21 protein-coding genes are annotated in these 23,689 nt (G+C 47.6%); 4 read left to right on the forward strand and 17 right to left on the reverse strand.

Translation table 11 applies throughout. From position 1 onward, the window contains the following. Positions 1–316: 316 nt before the first annotated feature. Positions 317–1,183, reverse strand: coding sequence for a CDP-diacylglycerol--serine O-phosphatidyltransferase (gene pssA / locus EZV61_RS14365; protein ID WP_114339214.1), 867 nt, complete (start codon positions 1,181–1,183; stop codon positions 317–319). Between the two features lie 94 nt (positions 1,184–1,277). Between pssA and EZV61_RS14370 the strand changes: the two genes are divergently transcribed. Beyond that, positions 1,278–1,733 carry a hypothetical protein gene (locus EZV61_RS14370; protein WP_131416449.1) on the forward strand — a complete coding sequence of 152 codons (456 nt, stop codon included), beginning with the start codon at positions 1,278–1,280 and terminating at the stop codon, positions 1,731–1,733. Positions 1,734–1,820: 87 nt separating this feature from the next. Here the strand turns inward: EZV61_RS14370 and clpB are convergent, their stop codons facing one another. The 3 genes from clpB to rluD form a co-directional block, all read right to left on the reverse strand. Further along, complete coding sequence (gene clpB / locus EZV61_RS14375; RefSeq protein ID WP_131416451.1) at positions 1,821–4,394, reverse strand: ATP-dependent chaperone ClpB; 2,574 nt, start codon at positions 4,392–4,394, stop codon at positions 1,821–1,823. Between the two features lie 91 nt (positions 4,395–4,485). Next, positions 4,486–5,226, reverse strand: coding sequence for a peptidoglycan editing factor PgeF (pgeF, locus tag EZV61_RS14380; RefSeq protein WP_170308610.1), 741 nt, complete (start codon positions 5,224–5,226; stop codon positions 4,486–4,488). Next, a complete protein-coding gene (gene rluD, locus EZV61_RS14385) occupies positions 5,220–6,194 on the reverse strand; it encodes a 23S rRNA pseudouridine(1911/1915/1917) synthase RluD (RefSeq protein ID WP_131416453.1) in 975 nt (324 codons plus the stop codon). The genes pgeF and rluD overlap by 7 nt, the downstream gene beginning before the upstream one ends. A 121-nt stretch (positions 6,195–6,315) precedes the next feature. Between rluD and EZV61_RS14390 the strand changes: the two genes are divergently transcribed. Next, on the forward strand, positions 6,316–7,071 hold the full coding sequence (locus EZV61_RS14390; RefSeq protein WP_131416455.1) for an outer membrane protein assembly factor BamD: 756 nt from the start codon (positions 6,316–6,318) through the stop codon (positions 7,069–7,071). Between the two features lie 189 nt (positions 7,072–7,260). Continuing rightward, positions 7,261–7,851, forward strand: a complete 591-nt coding sequence (locus tag EZV61_RS14395; RefSeq protein ID WP_131416457.1) for a PEP-CTERM sorting domain-containing protein — start codon at positions 7,261–7,263, stop codon at positions 7,849–7,851. Positions 7,852–7,924: 73 nt separating this feature from the next. Here the strand turns inward: EZV61_RS14395 and EZV61_RS14400 are convergent, their stop codons facing one another. Continuing rightward, positions 7,925–8,263 (reverse strand): P-II family nitrogen regulator, encoded by a 339-nt coding sequence (locus EZV61_RS14400; RefSeq protein WP_114339207.1) that lies wholly within the window; start codon positions 8,261–8,263, stop codon positions 7,925–7,927. A gap of 532 nt (positions 8,264–8,795) precedes the next feature. Here EZV61_RS14400 and EZV61_RS14405 point away from each other — a divergent pair. Next, complete coding sequence (locus EZV61_RS14405) at positions 8,796–9,317, forward strand: GspH/FimT family pseudopilin (protein WP_131416675.1); 522 nt, start codon at positions 8,796–8,798, stop codon at positions 9,315–9,317. Positions 9,318–9,379: 62 nt separating this feature from the next. Here EZV61_RS14405 and EZV61_RS14410 read toward each other — a convergent pair whose 3' ends face one another. From EZV61_RS14410 to murJ, 12 genes are all read right to left on the reverse strand, one after another. Continuing rightward, positions 9,380–9,688, reverse strand: coding sequence for a hypothetical protein (locus EZV61_RS14410; protein WP_131416459.1), 309 nt, complete (start codon positions 9,686–9,688; stop codon positions 9,380–9,382). 4 nt (positions 9,689–9,692) lie between these two features. Next, positions 9,693–10,106, reverse strand: coding sequence for a type IV pilin protein (locus EZV61_RS14415; RefSeq protein ID WP_131416461.1), 414 nt, complete (start codon positions 10,104–10,106; stop codon positions 9,693–9,695). Next, positions 10,106–13,768 carry a pilus assembly protein gene (locus EZV61_RS14420; protein ID WP_131416463.1) on the reverse strand — a complete coding sequence of 1,221 codons (3,663 nt, stop codon included), beginning with the start codon at positions 13,766–13,768 and terminating at the stop codon, positions 10,106–10,108. Before EZV61_RS14420 ends, EZV61_RS14415 begins: the two co-directional genes overlap by 1 nt. An 8-nt stretch (positions 13,769–13,776) precedes the next feature. After that, positions 13,777–14,274 carry a hypothetical protein gene (locus tag EZV61_RS14425; protein WP_131416465.1) on the reverse strand — a complete coding sequence of 166 codons (498 nt, stop codon included), beginning with the start codon at positions 14,272–14,274 and terminating at the stop codon, positions 13,777–13,779. Continuing rightward, positions 14,271–15,323 carry a PilW family protein gene (locus tag EZV61_RS14430; protein WP_131416468.1) on the reverse strand — a complete coding sequence of 351 codons (1,053 nt, stop codon included), beginning with the start codon at positions 15,321–15,323 and terminating at the stop codon, positions 14,271–14,273. The genes EZV61_RS14425 and EZV61_RS14430 overlap by 4 nt, the downstream gene beginning before the upstream one ends. A 21-nt stretch (positions 15,324–15,344) precedes the next feature. Then, complete coding sequence (pilV, locus tag EZV61_RS14435; RefSeq protein ID WP_165569619.1) at positions 15,345–15,923, reverse strand: type IV pilus modification protein PilV; 579 nt, start codon at positions 15,921–15,923, stop codon at positions 15,345–15,347. 240 nt (positions 15,924–16,163) lie between these two features. After that, positions 16,164–17,114, reverse strand: coding sequence for a 4-hydroxy-3-methylbut-2-enyl diphosphate reductase (ispH, locus tag EZV61_RS14440; protein WP_131416472.1), 951 nt, complete (start codon positions 17,112–17,114; stop codon positions 16,164–16,166). After that, positions 17,111–17,566 carry an FKBP-type peptidyl-prolyl cis-trans isomerase gene (gene fkpB / locus EZV61_RS14445; RefSeq protein WP_114339198.1) on the reverse strand — a complete coding sequence of 152 codons (456 nt, stop codon included), beginning with the start codon at positions 17,564–17,566 and terminating at the stop codon, positions 17,111–17,113. Before fkpB ends, ispH begins: the two co-directional genes overlap by 4 nt. Next, a complete protein-coding gene (gene lspA / locus EZV61_RS14450) occupies positions 17,563–18,081 on the reverse strand; it encodes a signal peptidase II (protein WP_233496510.1) in 519 nt (172 codons plus the stop codon). Before lspA ends, fkpB begins: the two co-directional genes overlap by 4 nt. Further along, positions 18,068–20,902 carry an isoleucine--tRNA ligase gene (gene ileS / locus EZV61_RS14455; RefSeq protein ID WP_131416474.1) on the reverse strand — a complete coding sequence of 945 codons (2,835 nt, stop codon included), beginning with the start codon at positions 20,900–20,902 and terminating at the stop codon, positions 18,068–18,070. Before ileS ends, lspA begins: the two co-directional genes overlap by 14 nt. A gap of 45 nt (positions 20,903–20,947) precedes the next feature. Beyond that, positions 20,948–21,895, reverse strand: a complete 948-nt coding sequence (ribF, locus tag EZV61_RS14460) for a bifunctional riboflavin kinase/FAD synthetase (protein ID WP_131416476.1) — start codon at positions 21,893–21,895, stop codon at positions 20,948–20,950. A gap of 60 nt (positions 21,896–21,955) precedes the next feature. Next, positions 21,956–23,518 carry a murein biosynthesis integral membrane protein MurJ gene (murJ, locus tag EZV61_RS14465; RefSeq protein WP_131416478.1) on the reverse strand — a complete coding sequence of 521 codons (1,563 nt, stop codon included), beginning with the start codon at positions 23,516–23,518 and terminating at the stop codon, positions 21,956–21,958. Positions 23,519–23,689: the final 171 nt, after the last annotated feature.

Below are 23,689 nucleotides of genomic sequence, written 5' to 3' on the forward strand. Positions count from 1 at the left end.
TTCGTTGTCCGCGGCAAGGGCTGCGCATTCTACGCTTCTCAGCCCCGCTGTCAACCCAGTAAAAACATCTTTTTTACCAAGTGACCAGAAAGAAGATAAAAACTTAAACCGTCCGTTTCTTCCCGCTGCCTCGCCCTGAGCGAGTGAGGCGGCATTATAGGCACCTTAATCCTACCGTCAACGCTTTTTTTATGTGATCCAGTTCAAGTGGTCAGTATTCAACCAAATATAACTCTAAGCCCCTGAAAAACGTAAAACGCCCTCGAAATAGAGGGCGTTACGGCAATAAAAACTGTCCAGGGTAAATGCAGCCGAACTATTTTTCCGTCTTTTCTTCTTTGTTCACGGCATCCGCTACGTCAGAGCTGTCTTTATCTTCCTGTTCTTTGTTTGAACTGGCCGCGGCCTGCGTTTCAAAGTCAGCGTCTTCTCCATCGCCAACGACATGCTCCATCTTTAGTTCTCGTACGCTACGTAACGTCACCACAGGGCCTGAAGCCGCATATAAGAAGAAAATAGCAAATAGCACCAATGCCGGATTGGTCGCGACGACGACAAAAATCAGTACAACCGCAAGAATAGCAACGAAAGAGACCTTCCCTTTCCAATCAACATCCTTAAAGCTGTGATAGCGGAAGTTACTCACCATCAATAAACCAGACGCTACAGTTATAACAGCGACTATCAAGCTAACATCTGCGCCAGCGATACCATAGTCACTACCTACCCAGACCATACCTGCAATAATGGCTGCTGCTGCCGGACTCGCGAGCCCTTGGAAGAAGCGCTTATCAGCGATCCCGACTTGAGTATTAAAGCGCGCCAAACGTAACGCAGCCCCAGCAACAAAGATAAACGCACTTAACCAACCAATCTTTCCTAAGTCTGCTAAGCCCCAATTATAAGCAACCAGAGCGGGCGCAATACCGAAAGACACCATGTCTGCCATGCTGTCATATTCCGCCCCGAACGCACTTTGAGTGTTAGTCATTCGCGCAACGCGACCATCGAGACCATCCATAATCATCGCAATAAAGATAGCCACAGCGGCGGCTTCGAAGCGCCCATTCATAGAGGCGACAACCGCATAGAAGCCAGAAAACAGCCCTGCGGTTGTTAATAAATTAGGCAGTAAATAAATACCACGATGCTTATGAGATTCTTTTGTCGTATGCTGATTCATATAAGAGTTTGAGACATTTAACAGTTCTTAATTAAGACACAAGATAGCATAGAGTGCTTTCTTTCCGCAGTGGTTATATAACAGGAAATAGTTGATGCAAACCAAGTTTCGTCAGAATAGCTTCGTGATAGCCGGGTTAATTACCTTGTTGTTTTCAGTTTATGCGGAAGCTAAAAACCTAGTGTATTTTTGGTACGACGAAGCTGGCGTTATTCATTTTGCCGAACAGCGCCCTACGGGGAAACGGGTTTACGCAGTTGAGATGCTTGACGCTCCCGCCGAAAAGAAAGAGAAAAAATACAGCTACGAATCGCTATTTCAAGACGAAGCTGACGAGCAAGCAACAGAGACAGAGTTAGAGAAAGCACAGCAAGAACGCGAGATGGCAGCACAGCGCTGTGATGCAGCAAAGCACTCGCTGTGGATAATAGAGAATAAGCATTTTGTGCGTCAAGAAAACGAAGATGGCACGCAAACCATGCTGTCTTATGAAGAGAAACAGGGAATTAAAAAACGTTCACAACAGGAAGTCGATAAATTTTGCAAATAGTAGGCGCTGGCGCCCCTTGAGCAGCAATTAAAAACAGGAGCATAAGCTCCTGTTTTTAATTGCTGCTTTTTCTCTCTACAACATCATTCAATGCGAAAAGGTTAATTCACCATCCTGAGTGCCAATTTTTATCTCGGTTCCCGGTATATAGTCACCCTGTAATAGTTTCTGCGCCAATGGGTTTTCCAGCTCAGTCTGTATTGCACGCTTTAAGGGCCTTGCGCCATAAACAGGGTCAAAACCAGCTTCAGAAAGTAGCGCCAACGCCGCATCATCTATATCTAAGGACAGCTCTTTCAATTGCAAGCGCTGTTTCAGGCGCTCGACCTGAATATGGGCAATGTTCTTAATTTGCTCCAACCCCAATGGATGAAACACCACAGTATCATCGATTCGATTAATGAACTCAGGTCGGAAATGATGACCAACGACCTCCATGACTTGCGCTTTCATCTCTTCGTACTGAGCATCTTGATGCTTATCCTGAATCAGATCCGAACCTAGGTTCGATGTCATGATGACCACTGAGTTTCTAAAATCAACGGTACGACCTTGGCCGTCAGTTAAGCGCCCATCATCTAGCACTTGCAAAAGAATGTTGAAAACATCCGGGTGAGCTTTTTCGATCTCATCAAGCAAAATAACTGAATAAGGTCGACGGCGAACAGCTTCGGTCAGATAGCCCCCCTCTTCATACCCCACATACCCGGGAGGCGCGCCGACCAATCGAGCAACAGAGTGTTTCTCCATAAACTCCGACATATCGATACGCACCATGGCTTCATCGGTATCAAACAAAAATTGTGCTAACGCCTTACACAGTTCCGTTTTCCCTACCCCCGTTGGTCCGAGAAAAAGAAATGAGCCAATAGGTCTTGCGGGATCAGAAAGTCCTGCTCGTGAACGCCGAATCGCGTTGGCCACAGCCACCACCGCTTCATGCTGGCCAATCACACGTTTATGTAGGCCTTGCTCCATATTGAGTAACTTAGTTCGTTCCCCCTCAAGCATCTTGGCAACAGGGATCCCTGTCCAGCGGGAAAGCACTTCGGCTATCTCATTCTCTGTCACGCGATTACGCAGCAGTTTCATGTCCTGCATTTCGGCCTGGCTGGCAAGATCCAACTGCTTCTCTAACGCTGGAATGCGCCCATATTGCAATTCTGACATTCGGTTAAGATCGCTAGCGCGACGAGCCGTATCCAGCTCCATTCTTGCCTGTTCTAATTCAGCCTTAATGTTTTGCGTACCAGATAACGCCGCTTTTTCTGAAGTCCATACCTCTTCAAGCTCGTTATAACGAAATTCGCCCTCTTTCAGCTCCTCATCGAGCTTATTCAGGCGCTTTTTACTGGCATCATCCGCTTCTTTTTCCAGCGCCTGACGTTCCAACTTCAATTGAATAATTCGACGCTCTAAACGGTCAAGCTCTTCCGGTTTAGAATCAATCTGTATACGAATGCGTGAAGCGGCCTCATCAATCAAGTCGATCGCTTTATCTGGCAACTGGCGATCGGATATATAACGGTGAGACAAATTAGCAGCGGCCACAATAGCCGGATCAGTGATCTCTACCGCGTGGTGTAGCTCATAACGTTCCTTTAACCCGCGCAAGATGGCGATAGTGTCTTCCACGGATGGCTGATCCACGAGAACTTTCTGGAAACGACGCTCTAACGCCGCATCTTTTTCAACGTACTGACGGTACTCATCCAGCGTGGTGGCGCCAACACAATGCAGTTCGCCACGTGCCAATGCGGGTTTGAGCATATTCCCCGCATCCATAGCACCTTCACCTTTACCTGCCCCAACCATGGTATGGAGTTCATCGATAAACAGGACGACTTGACCTTCCTCTTTCGAAAGCTCATTAAGTACAGCTTTTAAACGTTCTTCGAACTCGCCACGATACTTAGCCCCAGCAAGTAGGCTTCCCATATCTAATGAAAGCACACGTTTGTTTTTAAGGCCTTCGGGGACTTCACCATTAATAATCCGTTGCGCCAAACCTTCAACAATAGCGGTTTTCCCCACCCCCGGTTCACCAATAAGCACAGGGTTATTTTTTGTGCGCCGCTGGAGCACCTGGATGGTTCGCCGGATCTCTTCATCCCGGCCAATTACAGGATCCAACTTGCCCTGCTCGGCTCGTTCTGTCAGATCAACAGTATATTTATCCAGGGCTTGACGCTGATCCTCTGCATTTTGATCATCGACTTTTTGACCACCGCGGACTTGCTCTATTGCCTTTTCGACGGATTCTTTAGTCAGACCCAGCTCTCGTAACTGCTGACCAAGTTCGCCTTTGTCGTCAACAGCCGCTAATACAAATAGCTCGCTAGAGATAAACTTATCTTTACGTTGCTGAGCCAGTTTGTCGCATAGATTAAAAAGCGAGATAAGCGCCGACGACAATTGCACATCACCACCGATCCCTTCTACTTTTGGCAGGCGATCAAGTGATGCGCCTAACTTACTACGCAATGCATTGACATCTACACCGGCACTTTGAAGCAAGTGACGACCACTGCCGCCTTCTTGATTAAGCAAAGACATCATTAAGTGGGCAGGTTCAATAAATTGGTGGTCACGACCTAAAGCCATCGACTGAGCGTCAGATATCGCGAGCTGGAACTTACTGGTCAACTTATCAATACGCATATTTTCCTCGACGGAGTAGCGACGTTTGTCTTAGTAATTGGTATCTACAGAGGGATATTTCAAGTATAGAAGTCTGAAAAGCTGATCAAACTCAATCGCTCAGCCAAATAATAGAGGCCATACGACCTGTCACGCCATCTCGGCGATAGGAGAAGAAAGAAGCGGCATCCGTATAGGTGCATAAGTGGCTAAATGTGACATTCATAACGCCGATTGACGCCAATCTTTGTTGTGCCAGTAACGGCAGGTTTGCCAGATATTTTTCGCGATATTCAACAAACGCTAAGGCAGCCTCGGGGGACGCATCTAAAAATTGACTACGCACATCCTTGCCGACTTCAAATGCCTCAGGGCCAATACAAGGACCTAACCAGGCGACAAGAGATGCTGGGTCACCAGGATACTTCGCCACGGTCTTTTCAATGATGCCATCAACCAGTCCGCGCCAGCCAGCATGTATCGCGGCGATCCAATCGCCCTGCTGATCACATAGCAATACAGGTAAACAATCTGCAGTCATGATGGCCAATGGCATCGACAGCGCTCGGCTGGTCATAGCATCGGCACTTGGTGCTTCGCTATCATAAGGACAAGAAACGTCCAAGATAGTAGTGCTGTGCACTTGATTCAACCAATACGGCGACTGAGGCAATTTAGCCGCCCCTTGCAACATGGCTCTATTCGTTAGAACGGCATCGGGATCATCAGAAACATGCAAACCTAAATTAAGGGAATCGAATGGTGGCTGGCTTACCCCACCTTGGCGTAAGGAATAGATAGCCCGCACTTGTTTCGGTGCAGGCCAATCAACTGGCTGCCACAACTTTACCACTGCGGTACCGGGTTCTCTTTAAAGTCAGCTTTAAACGCCGCCACCATATCAAGCATATCTTCAGGTACAGGCGCCTCCCAGCTCATAAACTCGCCGGTGATAGGGTGAACCAACTCAAGCTTGGCTGCGTGCAGCGCCTGCCGACGAAACCCTCTCAATACGCTTAACAACTCCTCTGATGCACCTCGCGGCGGTCTTGGACGGCCACCGTACGTAAAATCACCAACGAGGGGGTGCTTGATGTGAGACATATGAACACGGATCTGATGGGTACGTCCGGTTTCTAAACGCAAGCGCAGTCGGCAATGGGCGCGATACTTCTCCATCACCCGATAATGCGTCACAGACTCCCGCCCACCATGGACAACCGCCATATGAGTACGCTGCGTAGGGTGTCGACCAATTGGCGCATCAACCCGCCCGCCAGCCGTTAGCAACCCGTTAACCAAAGCCTCATACTCACGGGTTATTTCACGCGCCTGCAGCTGCTCGACAAGATGCGTTTGAGCGGGCACAGACTTCGCTACCACCATCAGCCCTGTCGTATCTTTATCTAAACGATGAACAATACCAGCGCGAGGCACTTCGACAATACTAGGACAATGATGCAACAGCGCGTTCAACACCGTTCCGGCAGGATTGCCCGCGCCTGGATGAACTACCAAACCAGCAGGCTTATTAATAACCAGGATATGCTCATCTTCAAATACGATATCCAGAGGTATATCTTCAGCTTCCCACTCCCCCTGCTCTTCCAGCTGAGTCTCAACAGTAACGCGCTCCCCACCGACTAACTTAAATTTCGGAACAGTATGGACAGTTCCGTCGACACATACGTGCCCATCAAGTATCCACTGCTTGATACGACTACGAGAATAGTCAGGGAACAATTCGGCAACGATCTGATCCAAACGCTTGCCATTAAGCTCAAACGGCACTTCGCCATTCAAAGAGATTTTTTGCGCCATGAGCGACCTTATTAACACTATCAATAGCTCTTATTGTACAGTGCTATCCTGACTGGGGTACAATCCTTGCCCGAGAAAAAGCCTGTTCTAGGCGGTCAATTGGCATGATAACGATTAAATAATGAAAAAAGCCCTATTAGTTGCCGCACTTATCTCACTGTTAAGTGCCTGTTCAAACACCAACGAAAATGTTGAGCGCGTACCGGAAAAGTCACCGGCCGCACTATTCGAAGATGCGCAGGAATTACTTGAAGTGGGTAATTTTTCTGGTGCAACAAGGACGTTAGAGGCTCTATCATCACGCTATCCGTTTGGTCCCCACGCGAATCAAGTTCAGTTGGATCTGATATACGCTTACTACAAGCTGGGCCAGACAGCCCAAGCGTTGGCTACCTCCGACCGTTTCATTCGCTTAAACCCTACCCACCCAGATAACGATTACGTGCTCTACATGAGAGGGCTAACAAACCTGGATGCTGATCAGGAAGTTCTGCAGAATCTACTTGGCATTGATCGCTCAGACCGAGATCCAAACCTTGCGCGGCAAGCATTTGAAGATTTTTCTAAAGTACTGGGGCGCTACCCAAACAGTAAATACGCTCCAGATGCGCGCCAGCGGATGATTTATATTAAGGAGCGCTTAGCCAAACATGAGCTATCCGTCGCGCGCTACTACATCAAACGTCAAGCCTATATTGCCGCAGCCAATCGTGGTCGATACATAATCGAAACTTTCTCCGATTCTAGTTCCACGGAAGGCGCATTAGAGGTAATGGTTCAAGCCTACGACAAGTTAGGCTTGCAAGATCTGAAAGCAGATGCACAAGCAACGCTACGCTTAAATTTCCCTGAAAACCCTCTCGCTCAAAAAAGCTAATAGTTTAAGGCTCTCAGTAATTGAGAGCCTTAAAACACATCAAAACCGCTCCGTCAGCATAATTTACAAAGCAACCCACCACCTAACACGCCTACAAACTTAACGGATTGATTTAAAAGACCTTATTTGCATGGTCTAAATTTTGCTAAGACTCATTCCCTTTTATTCAACTCTAATGGAATAGTTAAAATGCTACGCATCAAACAACTATCAGTTAAAACCCTTATTTTCCTCACTAGCATATTACTTACACAGACAGTAAATGCAGGCGTTATCGTCGACCTAATTGGTGACAAAGACGGCTTTGGCATTGGCATTCAAGATGGAGAAGGCTTCAGCTACAGCGATGTAGGTCCAGGCGATGGCGACGGTACGGATGTTTGGCGCAATGGCGACTACATCTTTTCACATACCTTTGACCTGACCAGTTTCGGTAGCATTGTTGACGCAACATTAGAGATATTCACTGGTGGACAAGGGCTAAATGGCCAAAGCACAGTTTACTTGGACGGGGTTAATGTAGGTCAGCTAACGGATGGTGATGACACAGGACCAGAGTATAACTATGCAACGCTAGATATCTTTCAGTTAACAGACTTTGCTGCTTTACTCGACAATGCTGCAGAAATACGTATTGATACTGTATCAAGTGGCGACGGTTGGGTTCTCGATTATTCAGAGTTAACCATCTACACCGCCGATGCACAGGTTCCAGCACCAGCCTCGGTGTTACTCCTCGGTTTGGCTGCGCTAGGTTTCGTTGGCTACCGTCGTAAATAGTTAATAATAACGTAAGTAAAAAGGGAGCTTTTGGCTCCCTTTTTTAATTCGTGAAGCAACTCAACCGTTAAAATTAAACGGCGTCGGTACCCTCTTCACCAGTACGAATACGTACAACACGAGACACATCAGAAACGAAAATCTTACCGTCGCCGATCTTGCCTGATTTTGCCGTATTGGCAATTGACTCAATGACACGATCCACATCTTCATCGTTAACAATCAAATCAATCTTCATCTTCGGCAAAAAATCCACCATATACTCGGCACCACGATATAGTTCTGTGTGCCCTTTTTGGCGGCCAAAACCTTTTACCTCGGTGACAGTCATACCCGTGATACCGATTTCCGCTAGGGCTTCGCGAACATCGTCAAGCTTGAACGGCTTGATTATCGCTTCAACCTTTTTCATTCTGAATTCCTCTTTACTTACCAATTAGTTCGACCAAATCCTGAGCAAATAGGATAACGACGACCTTTGCCAATATTTCGTTTTATAATTTTGAGCCAACGACGGATTGACGCCCCTTGCGCACATAAAACCCACCAAACGCACAACATGACGAGCCACCCTTTCACTGTAACCAGCTGAAACAATTTCTGCTACTGATTTGTCCTGTTAGAGATAGTATTCGAGAATCAGATCAAGTTGATCGATTAGAGGTAACCAGCTCTTGCCGTTTTGCGCAGCAAAATTGTCGCCTAGACAAACAGAATACAAGCGTTAGCTTAAGCTATGACATAACGAAATACGCACTTCGTTTGGTGTGCGAAGAACCTGAAAAAGACACTAAAGAGAGGATTATTACCCTTGTGCTTACGGATCAGACTTACTTCACAGAACTTAATGTGAAATGGTAATAGAACTGTATTTATCACTCAAACGCTGGGCTCTGGTGTAATATAGGGTGCTGCAAGAAACATCTTAATGGTACGGGAATATCATGCGTAGTAAAGAGATTGGATTTACCCTACTTGAATTAGTCGTCACAATGGCTATCGTCGCAATCGTTGTTGCCGCTGCAGTACCTAGCTTTACGACAACGGCCGCGAACTCAAGAGGCTTTGCCATGGCCAACGATTACTTCAATACGTTATCAGTGGCAAGAGGTCAAGCTGTGACCCTGTCAACAACCGTCACCGTCTGTAATCTTGATGCAAGCAATAATTGCAGCAGTAATTGGCAGGATGGTGTCACGGCCTTTATAGATTCAGATAACAACGGTAAGTTTGATGGCACAGATCAGAAGTTACGAGAAGTCGATGCTATAGAAAATAGAGATAAAGTGATTGCCAATAACAATGGCCGAATAGTATTCAATCCCGAGGGTATGGTTTCAGGAACAGGAATAACAATCACAGTTTGCCCTAACAAAAAGGGCGATCAAGGAAGAGAAGTTATCGTTGCCATCTCAGGGAGAATAAGAGTTGAAAGCTGGAGAGACCTGACTGCCATCAATTGCTAAAACTAGGTCTGCCGAGAAAGCAGGCCTAGCTTATATCTGCAACAGCCAAATGATTTTATTACCTACTCACTTTCTTCTAACTGTGCCTGCCAAACATTTTCTATTGCCCTTGATGGGGCACTATCGTAAGAGCACTCAATCAACCGATAACCAGATTTACTGTTATTCCAGTCTTGTACTGGTCTTAACTCTTTTACTTGCTGCCGTGCAAGCATCTCATTGTTATGGGCAAAACTGATCCGCTGAACGTGTTGAATCACTTCCGTCCCTTGGCTCTTTTCATACAAACATAGAAGAGATACTTCAGCACTGGCACTAGTAGCCATAAGCAAAACAGCGAACGCTGATGTCGCACATGTTATAATTTTCATTTCATTATCTCCAACAGTCAGCGACACTACCCTGAGCACCCTTAGTGCCAAGGTTATCAAGTGTGAGGTATCCGCAGCTTGAATCCCTTGTCGCTTGGACTCCCTGCGGGGACGCTTTTAGCGTATAGTCAAAAACGGTTGTTTGACTCGCACTAATCACATAATGGCCATCCTCGGTCTCAAATCCACTCGAGGACGTTACTAAACCAAGTTTAGACAGATCTGTCGGGTATTTTCTGCTATCAAGAAAGTACTGTTCCATCAAATTCGATAACCTGACAAGTTCCCGCTTACCTTCTGTGCGATATGTCTTAGCCATATAATTTTGATACGACGGGTAAGCGAACGAAGCCAAAATAGCAATGATAGCGACAGTTATCATTACCTCAATCAAGGTAAAGCCTTGGGGTCGCCTCATTATTCCTTCTCCACACTATGGGTATTGTGCTTAATTAGGTTGAACAACGCAGTACCCGGAGGCTCAGTAGGTATAGGATTACCATCATCATCTGCACACTGCCCTCCTTCACACAAGACATCCTTCACACCGCCTGGGAGGAGTAACTGTGGCCGATCGGTCGTATCAGGATCTGCATCAGCTTTGGGGGGCACTATTGTTGGAGCATCATACATAGGTAGAGTGCTGACATTAAAACTGGTCAAAGTGGTATTCACTCGACATAAATTACTAATATATAAACGCCCCACGCCAAAGCCTGGCTTACATCCTTGGGACTCCTCGCCAGGAGTAAACGTCGTATGAAGTGAATAACCAGCTAAAACCCTTGATGGCCCCATAATCTTTTCACCCACTCCATGGCTGATATAACAACCTCTAAAGTCAGATGTGTATCCCGCCAAAACACTGAGTTTTTCTTCATCTGTTGTCGCGGCAGCGTAGGCTGTCTGTGCAATATTTAAATGATACATATCAGCGATAGCGATGGTTGATGGCGGCGTTTCAGTATTCCAATCAGTTGGCTGAATATAGTTATCCTGCAGCATAAATTGGTAATCATTGGTATCAGTTCCCAGCGGGCTTGGAATATCACCAGAACCTAACAGAACAAAATCTGCAGGTAACTCTCTCCGCCGAAAGATATCCACACTATCAACCGTCTCTTTTGTTATCTCATCGTAATAGGTACGCGTGATCACCGGCTTGGTAAAGAAACGTCGGTCATCAGCGGCGACATCGCCACCGACTGATGCGAACTTAAACCCGCCCCATGTGGCCTTATCGGCTTCAGGAAAATCGAAGCGCCAAATATTACCACCAGTATCCGCGGCATAAAGACGATCAACGAAGCCATCAATCACACTGTCTAACGTAGCCACTTCACCCGGGAAGCTGTCTGTCATCCCAGTCATTTGAACGTTTTTAGATGTGGTTGCAGCAGGAGTGAAGCTAAAAATAAGACTACCGTCTAAACCATCAACGGCGTAAATGCCCCGACCAGTCGAGTCGTTAGTACCCACCCCATCGGTGTCTTTATTAACACTATAACCAGCACCAAAAAACAGCACAGGTTTATTTGCACCAACGTTGCGAAGGAAACCGACTGTCGGTTTTGACCAAGTTTGCGCCAATTCACCGAAGCCGGCGGAATCACCGTCAATGGTCCATAAAAGTTTAGGAGCATCTGGATCGGAGATATCTAGGGCATAATAACTACTGCCACCCCGTCGCATGCCAAGGTATGCAATCACCTTCTCACCAGCATCAACCTTGCCGTTACTATTAGGGTCTTCCTTATACACGGTAGCAGTGACGTCCATGCCGTATACTTTCGGCGTTGATGACGTATTTTTTCGCAACAAATTAGCTCTAGGCAGCAGCTCAAACGGCATAAATGCCCAACTTTCTTCAACCGTATTTCCATTGTCTTTAAAAAGGTGAACGAAGCCGGTGTTAGTACCAAGCAAGATGCGAATATCATCGTCACCATAATTGATCGCTACCGGTCGAGCATGCATAGGATCCCCCATGGAATCTTTACGCGCATCAGTACGAGAACCATCAGTATCTTGATCTTCGGTATCTATACCCTGCAAAAAACTGAGTACGGTATCGATATCTTCTACAGCGATTTGCATATGCGAAGCAAGCTGCTCTTGGCTACCGGCTAACGCCTGCAAATTGGAGCGATTCATCACTTTTAAACTGCCAAGTCCATCATTAAATTTTAAAGCACGAGAACCAGCATTTGCGGTTAAAGTCTCCGCCACTCCGCCTTTATCGGCAGCACCACCATCAGCAGAGCTTGATTGACTCCAGAAGGTGAAAGCACCATCTTTAATGCCTCCTTCGGGATCTAAAGCTTGAGCCCCCTTGCGGTCAACAACATCAGTTCCTGAGTCATTGAGCTTCAATTTTTTCAAGTTACCAGCCCAACGTGCAGTTTCGGATGGACTAAAAACCGCGTAGTAGAGATTATCAAGGATCTGGGTTCTATCTGAGCTATCAGTCGCGACAGCAGGAGAAGTCACATTGGCGTTAGCACCCAAAATTTCAACAATCGCTTCTAGCAATTTAGCCTGTAACTGTGTGGTATTTTCTGCAGTAAAAAAGCGTCCACCAGAACCTTCACCCGCTTGTTTCAGGATCTCTTTACCATTTGAGCTAAGACCTGTACCAAAACCTACGGTATAGGTCGTTACTTTCTGATCGCCCTCTTTTAAGGCGTTCACATCATTGGTTGCCATCCACTTTGTTAATGCTGGCAAATAGTTACCATGAACTTTCCCACCTAACCCTGTGAACTCACCAGAAAGAGTACCGTTCAGCGCATTATCTCTAACGGGATCACCATCAGACATCAAGATAATATATGTATCTCCACTACACTCTTTATATGGGTCTAAATAGGCGCCAGAACTAACGCCACCGGCACGAATTGTGTAATCAGGGTTAGGGTAGCGGGTAGTATTCCAATTACGACTTTCATCGTTACCCCATCGCGCATTTTTTCCAGCAAGATAACGATAAGCTTCATAGGTTGCCTCACACAAAGGCGTATAGCCGTCACCATAAAGGCCATTAATCAGATCTTGTAAATCGCTGGTTTGAGAGTTCGTTCGAGACTTAATCCCTGCAATGATCCTCCCTCCATGATCAGCTAAGCTTGGCGTGTCGTCGCTACCATCATTATGGTTAAAAACTAACAAACCAAAGTCAGCACTCAAGGTCGCGCCAATGACGTTAGTCATTGACTCCTGAGCAATTTGCATCCGTGTATAGCTTTTATTTGCAATACTATCGTTATGATGCCAACGCAGGTAATTCTCTGAATAAAGGGTGACCGCCTCTCCCAAGCCAAATGCCGTATTATTGACATAGCTGCCAGAATTATCCCAATATACTCGGCTATCGGGATCGCCTTGACCATCAACAGGAAAACCATCATAGGTGCTAACATAAGCCCCTGTGTGGTCTTTCATCTTGCCGTTATTTTTGTTATTCCCTTCTTCAATATCAGCAAAGCAATCGATCGGTAGGCCACTTTTAGTATCTGAATTAACGCCACCCACAAGCGTGCCATTCACATCTTCATCAGGAAACTCTTCCCAGCTGCCATCGTTACCTGAATATTTATATTGACGAAGATAACCAGAGAAAAATCCCTGCTCTGCGATGGTGTCTCTGGCTAACCGGCAATTAAGCAATTTACCCTTGAACTTTTGGTTGTTACCACTCAATTCTGGTGGCTCGCCGCTGCTGGAGTTACCCTTCACCCAATAAATATTCGAACCATTGAAACCTGGCACGGTGCCACATGTACCACTTGACCACGAGCCGTTACTGCTGGTGCGACACTCCCTGGTGCTATTATTAAAACGCACCTCAAAATATCCAGATGTAGGGTAATTTACTTCCTCATCGAAAAACTGTTTAGTAGAAACAGAATTGGTTCTCATACTACCGGAGGTATCGAATACCAATAGAATTTGAGGGCGGAAGCCAGTTCGAGAGCTTATCTCTTTTACAAATAGTTCAGTGTCATCTGCCACCACGACAGTGCTAAGGCACGCAGCAACAGCAATAGCCAACCGTTTAAAATTCTTTATTCCGAAATTCATACTGCGCCCTACCCTTGTGTGTAATAACGCTGAAAGACCAATGCCTCAGCCCCTGATCTAGGTTGTTCTGCCTGTTCACTAAACTTGTGATCTGAAGTAACACGGGCACTTTTGCATTTAATGTCTTGCGATTCCCATGCTTGCCTGTCTCTAGGGCAACTCGCTATGGGTTGCCCTGTCGCGGCATCATTTAGCACTTTAACGTTTGCAGTGGTTCCGGGGGTATCAACAGCAATTACTTCATCGAACGTATCACTCAAATTGACCAAATTATTGCAAGTACCAGCGCAAGCCAGTGCCCCACGAGTCCCCTGATCAACCACTTCATCAACACCACCGAAGGTCGCTTGTGTCGACTCCACCTTCATGGCCGCTGCACCCGAGAGCTTCAAGCCAAAGCTCGACGAGGTCAGAACAGCGACACCTACCGCGGTTAATATTCCCATAAACAACATGCCCGCAATGAGGGCAGCGCCTTGCTGATAGCGATAGAAAGGATATCTCATTGAATATTCCTCAGTTTTACCACGGTCGAGATAAGTATCCGGTGATAAGTGTCATTATAAGGACCAAAAGTGCCACTCGACATCGTATAGGTCTTAGTATCTTTGTGCTGCTGATCTTCTGAGGTAGAGCGCCCTAGCACTTCCACCTTAGCAGTAATAATTTTGCCATTTGTTCCTTCCCAGTCTTGGACAGTCATATCATCAGTAGCGATATAGCGATCAGGAATAAAGTCACCATTAACATCCAAGCCAAATTGAAATGCGAGGGCTTCAATGCCTGGTACCAATGCGCCACTGACAGAAGACATCTTCCCGACACCTCCACTGCGTAATAGGTAGCGATGGAATAGAGATGGTTGACCGCCGTCATCGCCTACCCACCAAACATGGTGCTGATACTGAAAAACCCGGCCATTCACCGCAGTATTCCAAGCAGGCGCTGTCGCTACGTCACCAGGATAAAACACAATATTTTCAAAATTAGCGTAGGCGTAATAGCGGTTGCTACTCTCACTAAGGGCAATTGGATCCAATAGATCGGTCCCTGCTGGCATGTCCGCCAACGAAGTGCCTGGCGCGGCAATGAAACGTTTTAGTTGCAACACATCACTCCCTGCAACAGCCGTATGATAATTAACACTTGTGCACGGTTCCAACGTCGCGAGGCTTGCCACCCCTTTATGCTCAGCATGTAAAGCACGAAATGAGTATGGAGATGCTAGGTTAGGAAAACTTGCATTGTTATCACCGCCTACACAATCATCGGCTGCAGCAACAGGGGCGGCGGCGTTCATACCATGGAAAGTGACTGCGGCATCAACATTCAACATAGTATGGTCTAAGTCCCCCATAAAACCGGCTTGGGAAAGGTCTCTCGCAACCAAATTCAATGCTAATCGAGCATTCTCTTGTGCTTCATTAACGGCGTGGGACAGCTCGCCGGTCCGAATTTGACCGATAAACAAAGAGCCGACACCAGCAATAAGAAACGCACCGAGCACCAGCGAAATTAATACTTCAACCAGCGAAAAACCTTTTCTATTTACCATCTCGAAAGCTACCTGCCTGTCTTATATGGTGACAAATGTTTTAATAACTTGCTGGCGACGATAATCATTATCAGTTCCACAAGAGGTAAAACCGGAACTGTCTGCTGCATCTGAAGTTTCATCTCCACCACGCCAAGCAAGAATAACGGTAACAGTACCGCTATCGACCAAAATACAACCTTTGCCATCGACAAGCCCACCAGCACTCTCCCCTCCACTAGCGGTATCCTTGCCCATCACTGCTCGCTCCCATACCGACAGGTCCCAAGAAACCATATCTGCGGGTGAACAGGTAGCGCCAACGGCGCCACAATCTGATGAGGGAGATAGGTAGCTACCATTGCCAACGACAGCGTTATTGTAAGAATTCAACTGAGTTGCGTTAGCACGCATACTTTCAACAATTTGTGCAGAGAGAGCAGCGGCGGTCGAGCGCTGAGAGGCATCGAGCGCACTCCCTATCGATGCTCCTTGCATAGCGACAACGCCAAGCACACCGATAGACACAATAATCACAGCTACCATCAATTCAATCAGAGAGAAGCCTGAAGCTCTTCGCTTGGAGTAATGCATCCGTTTATTCATAATCCTAATATTCACTGCCTTGTCGCCATACCTTGCAACGAAATGTAAAACTGACCCCATCAGTTTAACGCAAAAGTGTCAGCTTTTTTTACATGCCGTCACAAATCTTCAATGTATATGAGGTTTTTTTATTCAATTATTTACTAAAAAAACACAAAGCAAGATCGATTGACTATACCCCTGATAAACAAATGCCTTCAATAAATGAAGGCATTTGCGTGATCTACGTCCAGTATTTCTTTACTAAACAAATGATTAATCCGTAACGGTGTCAATCCTAAGTTCAGGAGGCACAGAAAAGGTAATGGTTTCTTCCCGCCCAGGGTTTTCTTCCACTTGCTCGCCACCCCAGGATTGCAGCTTTTCGATCACTTGTTTCACTAGCACTTCAGGGGCCGACGCTCCGGCTGTCACGCCAACACACACGACATCATCTGTCAGCCACGACTGCTGAATATTCTCTGCGGTATCGATCAGATAAGCAGGGGTATCATGCTTTTCAGCCAACTCGCGCAGACGATTGGAATTTGAGCTGTTCTTCGCGCCAACCACCAGCATTAACTGACATTTGGCTGCCAGATCACGCACTGCATCTTGACGGTTCTGGGTCGCATAACAGATATCGTCTTTCCGTGGCCCTTCAATGTTCGGGAAGCGCACACGTAAAGCATCTATCACCTCGGCAGTATCATCGACGCTCAATGTAGTTTGGGTGACGTAGCACAGATGAGTTTCATCTTTCACAGGCAAGGAGGCTACGTCAGCAGGCGACTCTACTAAATGGATAGCACCATCAGTATTACTGTACTGCCCCATGGTGCCTTCCACTTCCGGATGTCCTGCATGACCAATCAGCACGCACTCATGGCCTTTACGGCTAGCACGGGTGACTTCCATATGCACTTTAGTCACCAGCGGACAGGTGGCATCAAATATCTTCAGGCCACGAGATTTAGCTTCCTGCCGCACCGCCTGACTTACCCCGTGGGCACTAAAGATAACAATGCTGTCATCGGGAATTTCAGACAGTTCTTCGACAAAAACAGCACCGCGATCGCGCAAGCCATCAACTACATATCGGTTGTGCACCACTTCATGGCGCACATATATAGGCGGCTGAAAGATATCTAAAGCACGCTCAACAATGCTGATGGCGCGATCAACACCGGCGCAAAAACCGCGGGGGTTGGCGAGTAAGATCTTCATGATTTAGCCTCGGGCTGAGCCACAGTAATAACTTCGACATCAAAAGTAATCGTTTGACCAGCCAATGGGTGATTAAAGTCCACGGTGATCGACTCCCCCGCTACGGCGCGAATAATGCCGGGCAGTTCCGCGCCATTTGGCTGTGAGAAAGTCATTATCGCTCCCTCTTCTGGCGCCAAATCTGCGGGAAATTTACTGCGTTCAACATGATGTATCAGATCGGGGTTTGACAAGCCAAAAGCATCTTCCGGCTTAAGCTCAAACGCTTTTTGTTCGCCAGCACTCATACCAAGCAGACATTGCTCAAATGCTGGCGTTAGCGAGCCATCACCCATCACCAGCTTGGCTGGTTGCTGGTTCAACTTGGTTGTTTCTGCAACTGAGCCATCGGCCAGTTTTAAGGTAAAATGCATCACCACTTCAGAATGTGGATCAATCACAGCCTTACTCATGACTTGCCTTTTGCTTCTTCATGTCTGGATTCACCTTTCAGCGCATCCAAGATCAACAATACAGCACCGATGCAGATGGCACTGTCGGCAATATTAAATGCAGGCCAATGCCAGTTGCCGATATAGAAATCGATAAAATCGATAACATAGCCGAGATACACCCGATCGATCAGGTTACCTATCGCACCACCCAGCACTAGCGAAAAGCTCACGCTTTGCAGCAGCATGTGACGGGAAATACCTTTAAGCCAATAGAGCAGTACTCCACTGATGGCAAAAGCGATAAATGCAAAAAACCAACGTTGCCAACCTCCCGCATCACTTAAAAAGCTAAACGCAGCACCTTCGTTATGAACATAAGTCCACTGTAGATAGGGAATAAACTCTACTGTTTCGCGATAAGTAAAGGTGTTGGCCACCCACAATTTAGTGGCCTGATCGGCGATCACGATGACAAGCGCCAGCCAGAGCCAGCGCAAACCAGTTTCCTGCCACGCTAACTTAGGCGAATTCACGAACTTCCCCTTCTCCAGTCACGTTGGTGATACAACGAGAGCAGATAGTCGGATGCTCAACGCTCTCTCCGACATCCTCACGGTGATGCCAGCAGCGCTCGCATTTCTCTCCGGCAGAACGGGCAACACCCACTTTCAGGCCTTCAACCTCACAATCGACGGCATCCGCCGGAGCGTCAGTCAATGGCATGACCGCAGCCTTTGAGGTCAACAACACAAAGCGCAACTCATCGCCAAGCTTGTTTAGTTCTCCCGCCAATGCTTCGTTGGCGTACAAAGTCACTTCAGCTTGCAGAGCACCACCGATAGTCTCTTCGCGGCGTGCAGCTTCCAACGCCTTGTTGACGTCATTACGGATCTCGATGATCTGTTGCCAGAAAGTATTATCCATCGCGATCCCTGAAGCAGGTAAACTCGCTAAATCATCGAACCAGGTATCAGTGAAAACAAACTCACCGCGCTCGCCTGGCAACAATGCCCAGATCTCATCAGCGGTAAAACTCATGATCGGAGCCATCCACCGCACCAAGCCTTCAGCGATCAAGTAGAGTGCTGTTTGACAGGAGCGACGAGCAACGCTGTCTGCTTTCGCGGTATATTGACGATCTTTAATCACATCCAGATAGAGGCTACCCAACTCGATTGAGCAGAAATGCATCAGCTTCTGTACCACTAGGTGGAACTGATAGCTGTCATAAGCTTCCAGGATCTCGGCTTGCAGATCAGCAGCTCGCCCCACGACCCAGCGGTCGAGCGCCACCATATCTTCTAAAGCGACCTGATCGTTCTTCGGATCAAAGCCATTTAGATTCGATAGCAAGAAGCGGGCGGTATTACGGATACGACGATAAGAATCAGCGGAACGCATCAGGATCTCATCGGAAACCGTCATCTCAGCAGAATAGTTAGCAGAGGCGACCCACAAGCGCAGAATATCCGCTCCCAGCTTGTTCACCACTTTTTGTGGCGACATCACGTTACCGAGAGACTTAGACATTTTGCGTCCCTGACCATCAACGGTAAACCCGTGCGTCAGCACTTGACGATAAGACGCATGTCCTTTCATCGCTACAGAGGTCTTCAGTGACGACTGAAACCAACCGCGATGTTGATCTGAGCCTTCCAGATACAGATCGGCAGGCCCGCCTAAATAATCACGGTCATCGACGACTGCCGCATGGGTTACACCAGAGTCAAACCAAACGTCTAACGTGTCAGTCACTTTGCGATACTGTTCAGCTCCCTCTTCACCGAGCAGTTCAGCAGGATCTAAATCGAACCAGGCTTGGATCCCCTCTTTCTCGACACGTTCAGCCACTTCGCCCATCAAGCGAATAGCGTCTGGGTGCAGCTCGTTAGTGTCTTTATCAACAAACAGGGCAATTGGCACCCCCCAGGTACGCTGGCGTGAGATACACCAGTCAGGGCTGCCCTCAACCATGCCTTCGATACGACTCTGGCCCCAATCTGGTAACCATTCCGTCCTCTTGATCTCATTCAAGGCCGCGGCACGCAAACCCGCCTGCTCCATGCTGATAAACCACTGTGGTGTGGCACGGAAGATAATCGGTGTTTTGTGACGCCAGCAGTGTGGATAACTGTGCTCATACGCATGGTGATGCAACAGCGCATTGCGTTCACTCAGCACATCGACCACATCGGCGTTAGCTTTAAACACATGCTTGCCAGCAAAAAACTCTGTATCAGGCAGGAACACGCCATTACCGCCCACCGGGTTAACCACCTCGAGGTCATATTTTTTACCGACCACGAAGTCATCCTGACCGTGCCCAGGCGCGGTATGCACGCAGCCAGTACCAGAATCAGTAGTCACATGATCGCCAAGGATCAGCGGCACTTCACGATCATTGAAAGGGTGTTGTAACGACAACAGTTCCAGATCGGCCCCTTTGGCATAACCCAAAGCATGAAAATGTTGGATGCCATAGCGGTCCATGGCTGACTGCAACAGGTCATGGGCAAGGATTAACCGCTCTTTACCCTGCTCACCTTCAATCTGCACCAGAACATATTCAAGATCAGGATGTAAAGCTACCGCTTGGTTAGCTGGCAAAGTCCATGGGGTGGTCGTCCAGATAACAGCTGAGATGGTACCCTCACCCACATGACCTTCAGGGTGATCGAATTTTGCTTCCACTGCCGCACTATCAACCACGGCAAACTTCACATCGATGGCAGGCGACTGCTTATCTTTGTATTCCACTTCCGCTTCAGCCAGTGCTGAACCACAGTCTGTACACCAGTGCACTGGCTTCGAGCCTTGCTGCAAATGACCGTTTTCGATGATCTTACTCAACGACCGAATGATATTGGCTTCAAAGCGGAAATCCATGGTCAAGTAGGGGTTCTGCCATTCGCCCAAAACGCCTAGGCGGATAAAGTCTTCACGCTGACCATCCACCTGCTTTTTAGCGTACTCACGGCATTTTTGACGAAACTCAGCGGCGCTCACTTTTACGCCCGGCTTACCCACCTTTTTCTCTACCTGCAGCTCAATAGGCAAACCGTGACAATCCCACCCCGGTACGTATGGCGCATCAAAGCCGGACAGAGTTTTCGACTTCACAATAATATCTTTGAGGATCTTATTAACTGAGTGACCAATATGAATATCGCCGTTGGCATATGGAGGGCCATCATGAAGAATAAACTTCTTGTGGCCAGCACGGGCTTCGCGGATCGCTTGATATAAGCCTTTTTGCTGCCATTGCTGCAAAGTTTTTGGCTCACGCTGTGCCAGGTTACCCCGCATCGGAAAAGCCGTTTCAGGCAAATTCAGTGTCGCTTTATAGTCAGTCATCTAAGTTCCGATCCCTCATGCAAGAGGCTTTCTGTGTTCGCAGTATTAAATCCGAGTGCCCAAACCATCGGCAAAACAAGCTTTGGCCTGTTCGACATCTAGCTTGATTTGAGCTGTTAACTGTTCAAATGCTTCAAATTTTATTTCATCGCGCAACTTGCTTAGAAGTTGCACTTCAATCCTTTGGCCGTAAAGATCACCTACATAATCAAACAGGTGCACCTCTAACCGAGCCTGCTGGCCATTCATTGTTGGACGATAGCCAATATTAGCGACACCATCGCAATCAGGCTCTCCATTGAACAACCTAACCTTGACGGCAAATACGCCAGAAAGCGCAGCCTTATGCCGCTTCAAAGCCAGATTGGCTGTAGGAAAGCCGAGTAAGCGGCCTTTCTTGTCACCATGACTGACACGGCCACTGATACTGTAGGGGCGGCCAAGCATGGTAGCTGCTTTATCCAATTGACCATCGGCTAACGCCTGACGGATCAAAGTGCTGCTTATTCGCTGTTGCTGCAAGCGAAAACTTTGTGTGCTTTCCACACCAAAGCCGTAACGCTGTCCTGCCTCAACCAGCATTTTAAAATCACCGCGGCGTGCTTTGCCGAAACAAAAGTCATCACCCACGACCAAATGCCTTACCCCCAACTTTTCGACCAGAAGTTCACGTACAAATTGCTCTGGTTCCATACTCGCCAAACGACGAGAAAAAGTAATGCAGAGAATACGTGCCACAGCCAATTCACTGAGCTGAACCACTTTCTCAGTCAGGCTGCACAAGCGAGGCGGTGCCAGATCTGGTTGAAACAGTTCCTGAGGTTGCGGTTCAAAGGTCATCACGGTCACAGGTAGCGACAACTCTCTTCCCTTATCCGCAAGGGACTGAATAACTGCCTGATGCCCTAAGTGCACACCGTCGAAGTTACCGATAGTTAGTACACAGCCATGATGCTGCGGCAATATATTATGCGCACCGCGGATCAGCTCCATTACTGCCCTAACCTTATAACGACCCAAACCGCGGGATTATATACCACTCTTCCCATAGGATCAGCTTCCATGGGCAGCCAAGTGCCGAGGACGTATACCAAGCAACAGTAAAGCCAAGAGATAAACCACACCACCACCAACGATAAGACCTGCTAGAGTCATCACTCGAGCCCCAAAATCCATCGCTATCCATTCCGCTTCAACCGGTTTCATCCAGTTAATCATTAATGCCATCAACACCGCAGAGAGAATCATTTTGCTAAGAATAATTAGTGTTGCTGGTTGTAATTGAAAAACATCCAGCTGTTTCAGGCCGCGATAGAGTAACCCGGCATTCAACGTTGCCGAAAGACTGGTGGCGATAGCCAGACCAACATAACCAAATGGGATGGCAAAAATCAGATTAAAGAGCATATTGCTAGCCATAGCGATGATGCCGTAACGTACCGGAGTTTTAGTATCCTGGCGGGCGTAATAACCCGGAGCCAAAACTTTCACAAGCATAAAGCTGACTAAACCGCTGCCATAGGCGATTAAGCTGTAACTGGCCATACGGCTGTCATTGACATCAAAAGCCCCGTGCATAAACAGCACCATGAGCATCGGTTGTGCCAGCACGATTAAACCAAAAGCGGCAGGAAAACCGAGGCAGCACACCGTGCGCACGCCCCAATCAACAGTCGCCGCAAATGCCTCTTTGCCGGCAGAGACATGGCGCGAAGAGAGGTGCGGCAAGATAACCGTGGCGATAGCAATACCAAACAAACCCAATGGGAACTCAAGCAAGCGATCCGAGTAGTAGAGCCAACTGATCGAGCCGGTCATCAGAAATGACGCGATCAAGGTATCAAATAGCAGATTAATTTGGCTGACAGAAACACCGAATAGCGCCGGGATCATCAGAGTTCGGATCTTTACCACCCCAGGTGTATTCCATCCCCATGATGGCCGAACCAACATTTTGGCTTTAATCAGAAACGGGATCTGAAAAGCAAACTGCACCATACCGCCGAAAAATACACCCCAAGCCAATCCCATTTCGGGTTGCTCTAACGAAGGAGACACCCAAAGTGCAAAACTGATAATAACGACGTTAAGAAACACTGGCGTAAATGCCGCCACGGCAAACTTACCCAAACTATTGAGCACCGCGCCCGACAACGCAGTAAAGGTAATAAACCAGAGATAGGGAAAAGTGATCTGCAGCAGCAGGGAAGCTCGCTCAAACTTCCCCGCATTGGGGCCATCATTTACCCAGTCGAGAAACCAGCCGGTACCAAAGATCGCGGTCACCACGGGCGCACCAATCACACCGCACAAGGTTACTATGGTCACCAATACACCGAGCGTACCAGACACTTTAGCAACCAAGGCTTGCACATCACTGAGCTCCCCCTTCTCTTTGGTCTCAGTGAATACAGGCACAAAAGCTTGAGCAAACGCGCCTTCAGCAAATAGACGGCGAAGAAAATTGGGGATCTTATTGGCAAAGAAAAATACATCCGCCTCAGCCTTTGCCCCCAGCAGATTTGCAATCACAACATCACGTACCAAGCCAAGCACACGGCTGACTAATGTCATTGCACTAACGATGGCGCCAGAACGCAGCAAACTCTTACCCACGAACACTCCCTGAACGAAACTAGAACTTCAGCTACCCAGCGGCAAAGATTGCTGATAGAATTCCGCGCCATCTTAGCGCTGCTTTGCAAAGGAAACCAATACTGATTTCCTCAGCAAAAAGTGTTGATTGACTTTTGGTCGAAAAAGGAATACCCTCCTCGGCCTTTTGAT

The organism is Corallincola luteus, assembly GCF_004336975.1.
GTDB classification, from domain to species: domain Bacteria; phylum Pseudomonadota; class Gammaproteobacteria; order Enterobacterales; family Neiellaceae; genus Corallincola; species Corallincola holothuriorum.

What these genes read in the sequence shown, in the direction of transcription:
- pssA (WP_114339214.1), bottom strand. Translation starts at nt 1,183, where the DNA reads ATGAATCAGCATACGACAAAAGAATCTCATAAGCATCGTGGTATTTAT.
- EZV61_RS14370 (WP_131416449.1), top strand. Translation starts at nt 1,278, where the DNA reads ATGCAAACCAAGTTTCGTCAGAATAGCTTCGTGATAGCCGGGTTAATT.
- clpB (WP_131416451.1), bottom strand. Translation starts at nt 4,394, where the DNA reads ATGCGTATTGATAAGTTGACCAGTAAGTTCCAGCTCGCGATATCTGAC.
- rluD (WP_131416453.1), bottom strand. Translation starts at nt 6,194, where the DNA reads ATGGCGCAAAAAATCTCTTTGAATGGCGAAGTGCCGTTTGAGCTTAAT.
- EZV61_RS14390 (WP_131416455.1), top strand. Translation starts at nt 6,316, where the DNA reads ATGAAAAAAGCCCTATTAGTTGCCGCACTTATCTCACTGTTAAGTGCC.
- EZV61_RS14395 (WP_131416457.1), top strand. Translation starts at nt 7,261, where the DNA reads ATGCTACGCATCAAACAACTATCAGTTAAAACCCTTATTTTCCTCACT.
- EZV61_RS14400 (WP_114339207.1), bottom strand. Translation starts at nt 8,263, where the DNA reads ATGAAAAAGGTTGAAGCGATAATCAAGCCGTTCAAGCTTGACGATGTT.
- EZV61_RS14405 (WP_131416675.1), top strand. Translation starts at nt 8,796, where the DNA reads ATGCGTAGTAAAGAGATTGGATTTACCCTACTTGAATTAGTCGTCACA.
- EZV61_RS14410 (WP_131416459.1), bottom strand. Translation starts at nt 9,688, where the DNA reads ATGAAAATTATAACATGTGCGACATCAGCGTTCGCTGTTTTGCTTATG.
- EZV61_RS14415 (WP_131416461.1), bottom strand. Translation starts at nt 10,106, where the DNA reads ATGAGGCGACCCCAAGGCTTTACCTTGATTGAGGTAATGATAACTGTC.
- EZV61_RS14420 (WP_131416463.1), bottom strand. Translation starts at nt 13,768, where the DNA reads ATGAATTTCGGAATAAAGAATTTTAAACGGTTGGCTATTGCTGTTGCT.
- EZV61_RS14425 (WP_131416465.1), bottom strand. Translation starts at nt 14,274, where the DNA reads ATGAGATATCCTTTCTATCGCTATCAGCAAGGCGCTGCCCTCATTGCG.
- EZV61_RS14430 (WP_131416468.1), bottom strand. Translation starts at nt 15,323, where the DNA reads ATGGTAAATAGAAAAGGTTTTTCGCTGGTTGAAGTATTAATTTCGCTG.
- ispH (WP_131416472.1), bottom strand. Translation starts at nt 17,114, where the DNA reads ATGAAGATCTTACTCGCCAACCCCCGCGGTTTTTGCGCCGGTGTTGAT.
- fkpB (WP_114339198.1), bottom strand. Translation starts at nt 17,566, where the DNA reads ATGAGTAAGGCTGTGATTGATCCACATTCTGAAGTGGTGATGCATTTT.
- ileS (WP_131416474.1), bottom strand. Translation starts at nt 20,902, where the DNA reads ATGACTGACTATAAAGCGACACTGAATTTGCCTGAAACGGCTTTTCCG.
- ribF (WP_131416476.1), bottom strand. Translation starts at nt 21,895, where the DNA reads ATGGAGCTGATCCGCGGTGCGCATAATATATTGCCGCAGCATCATGGC.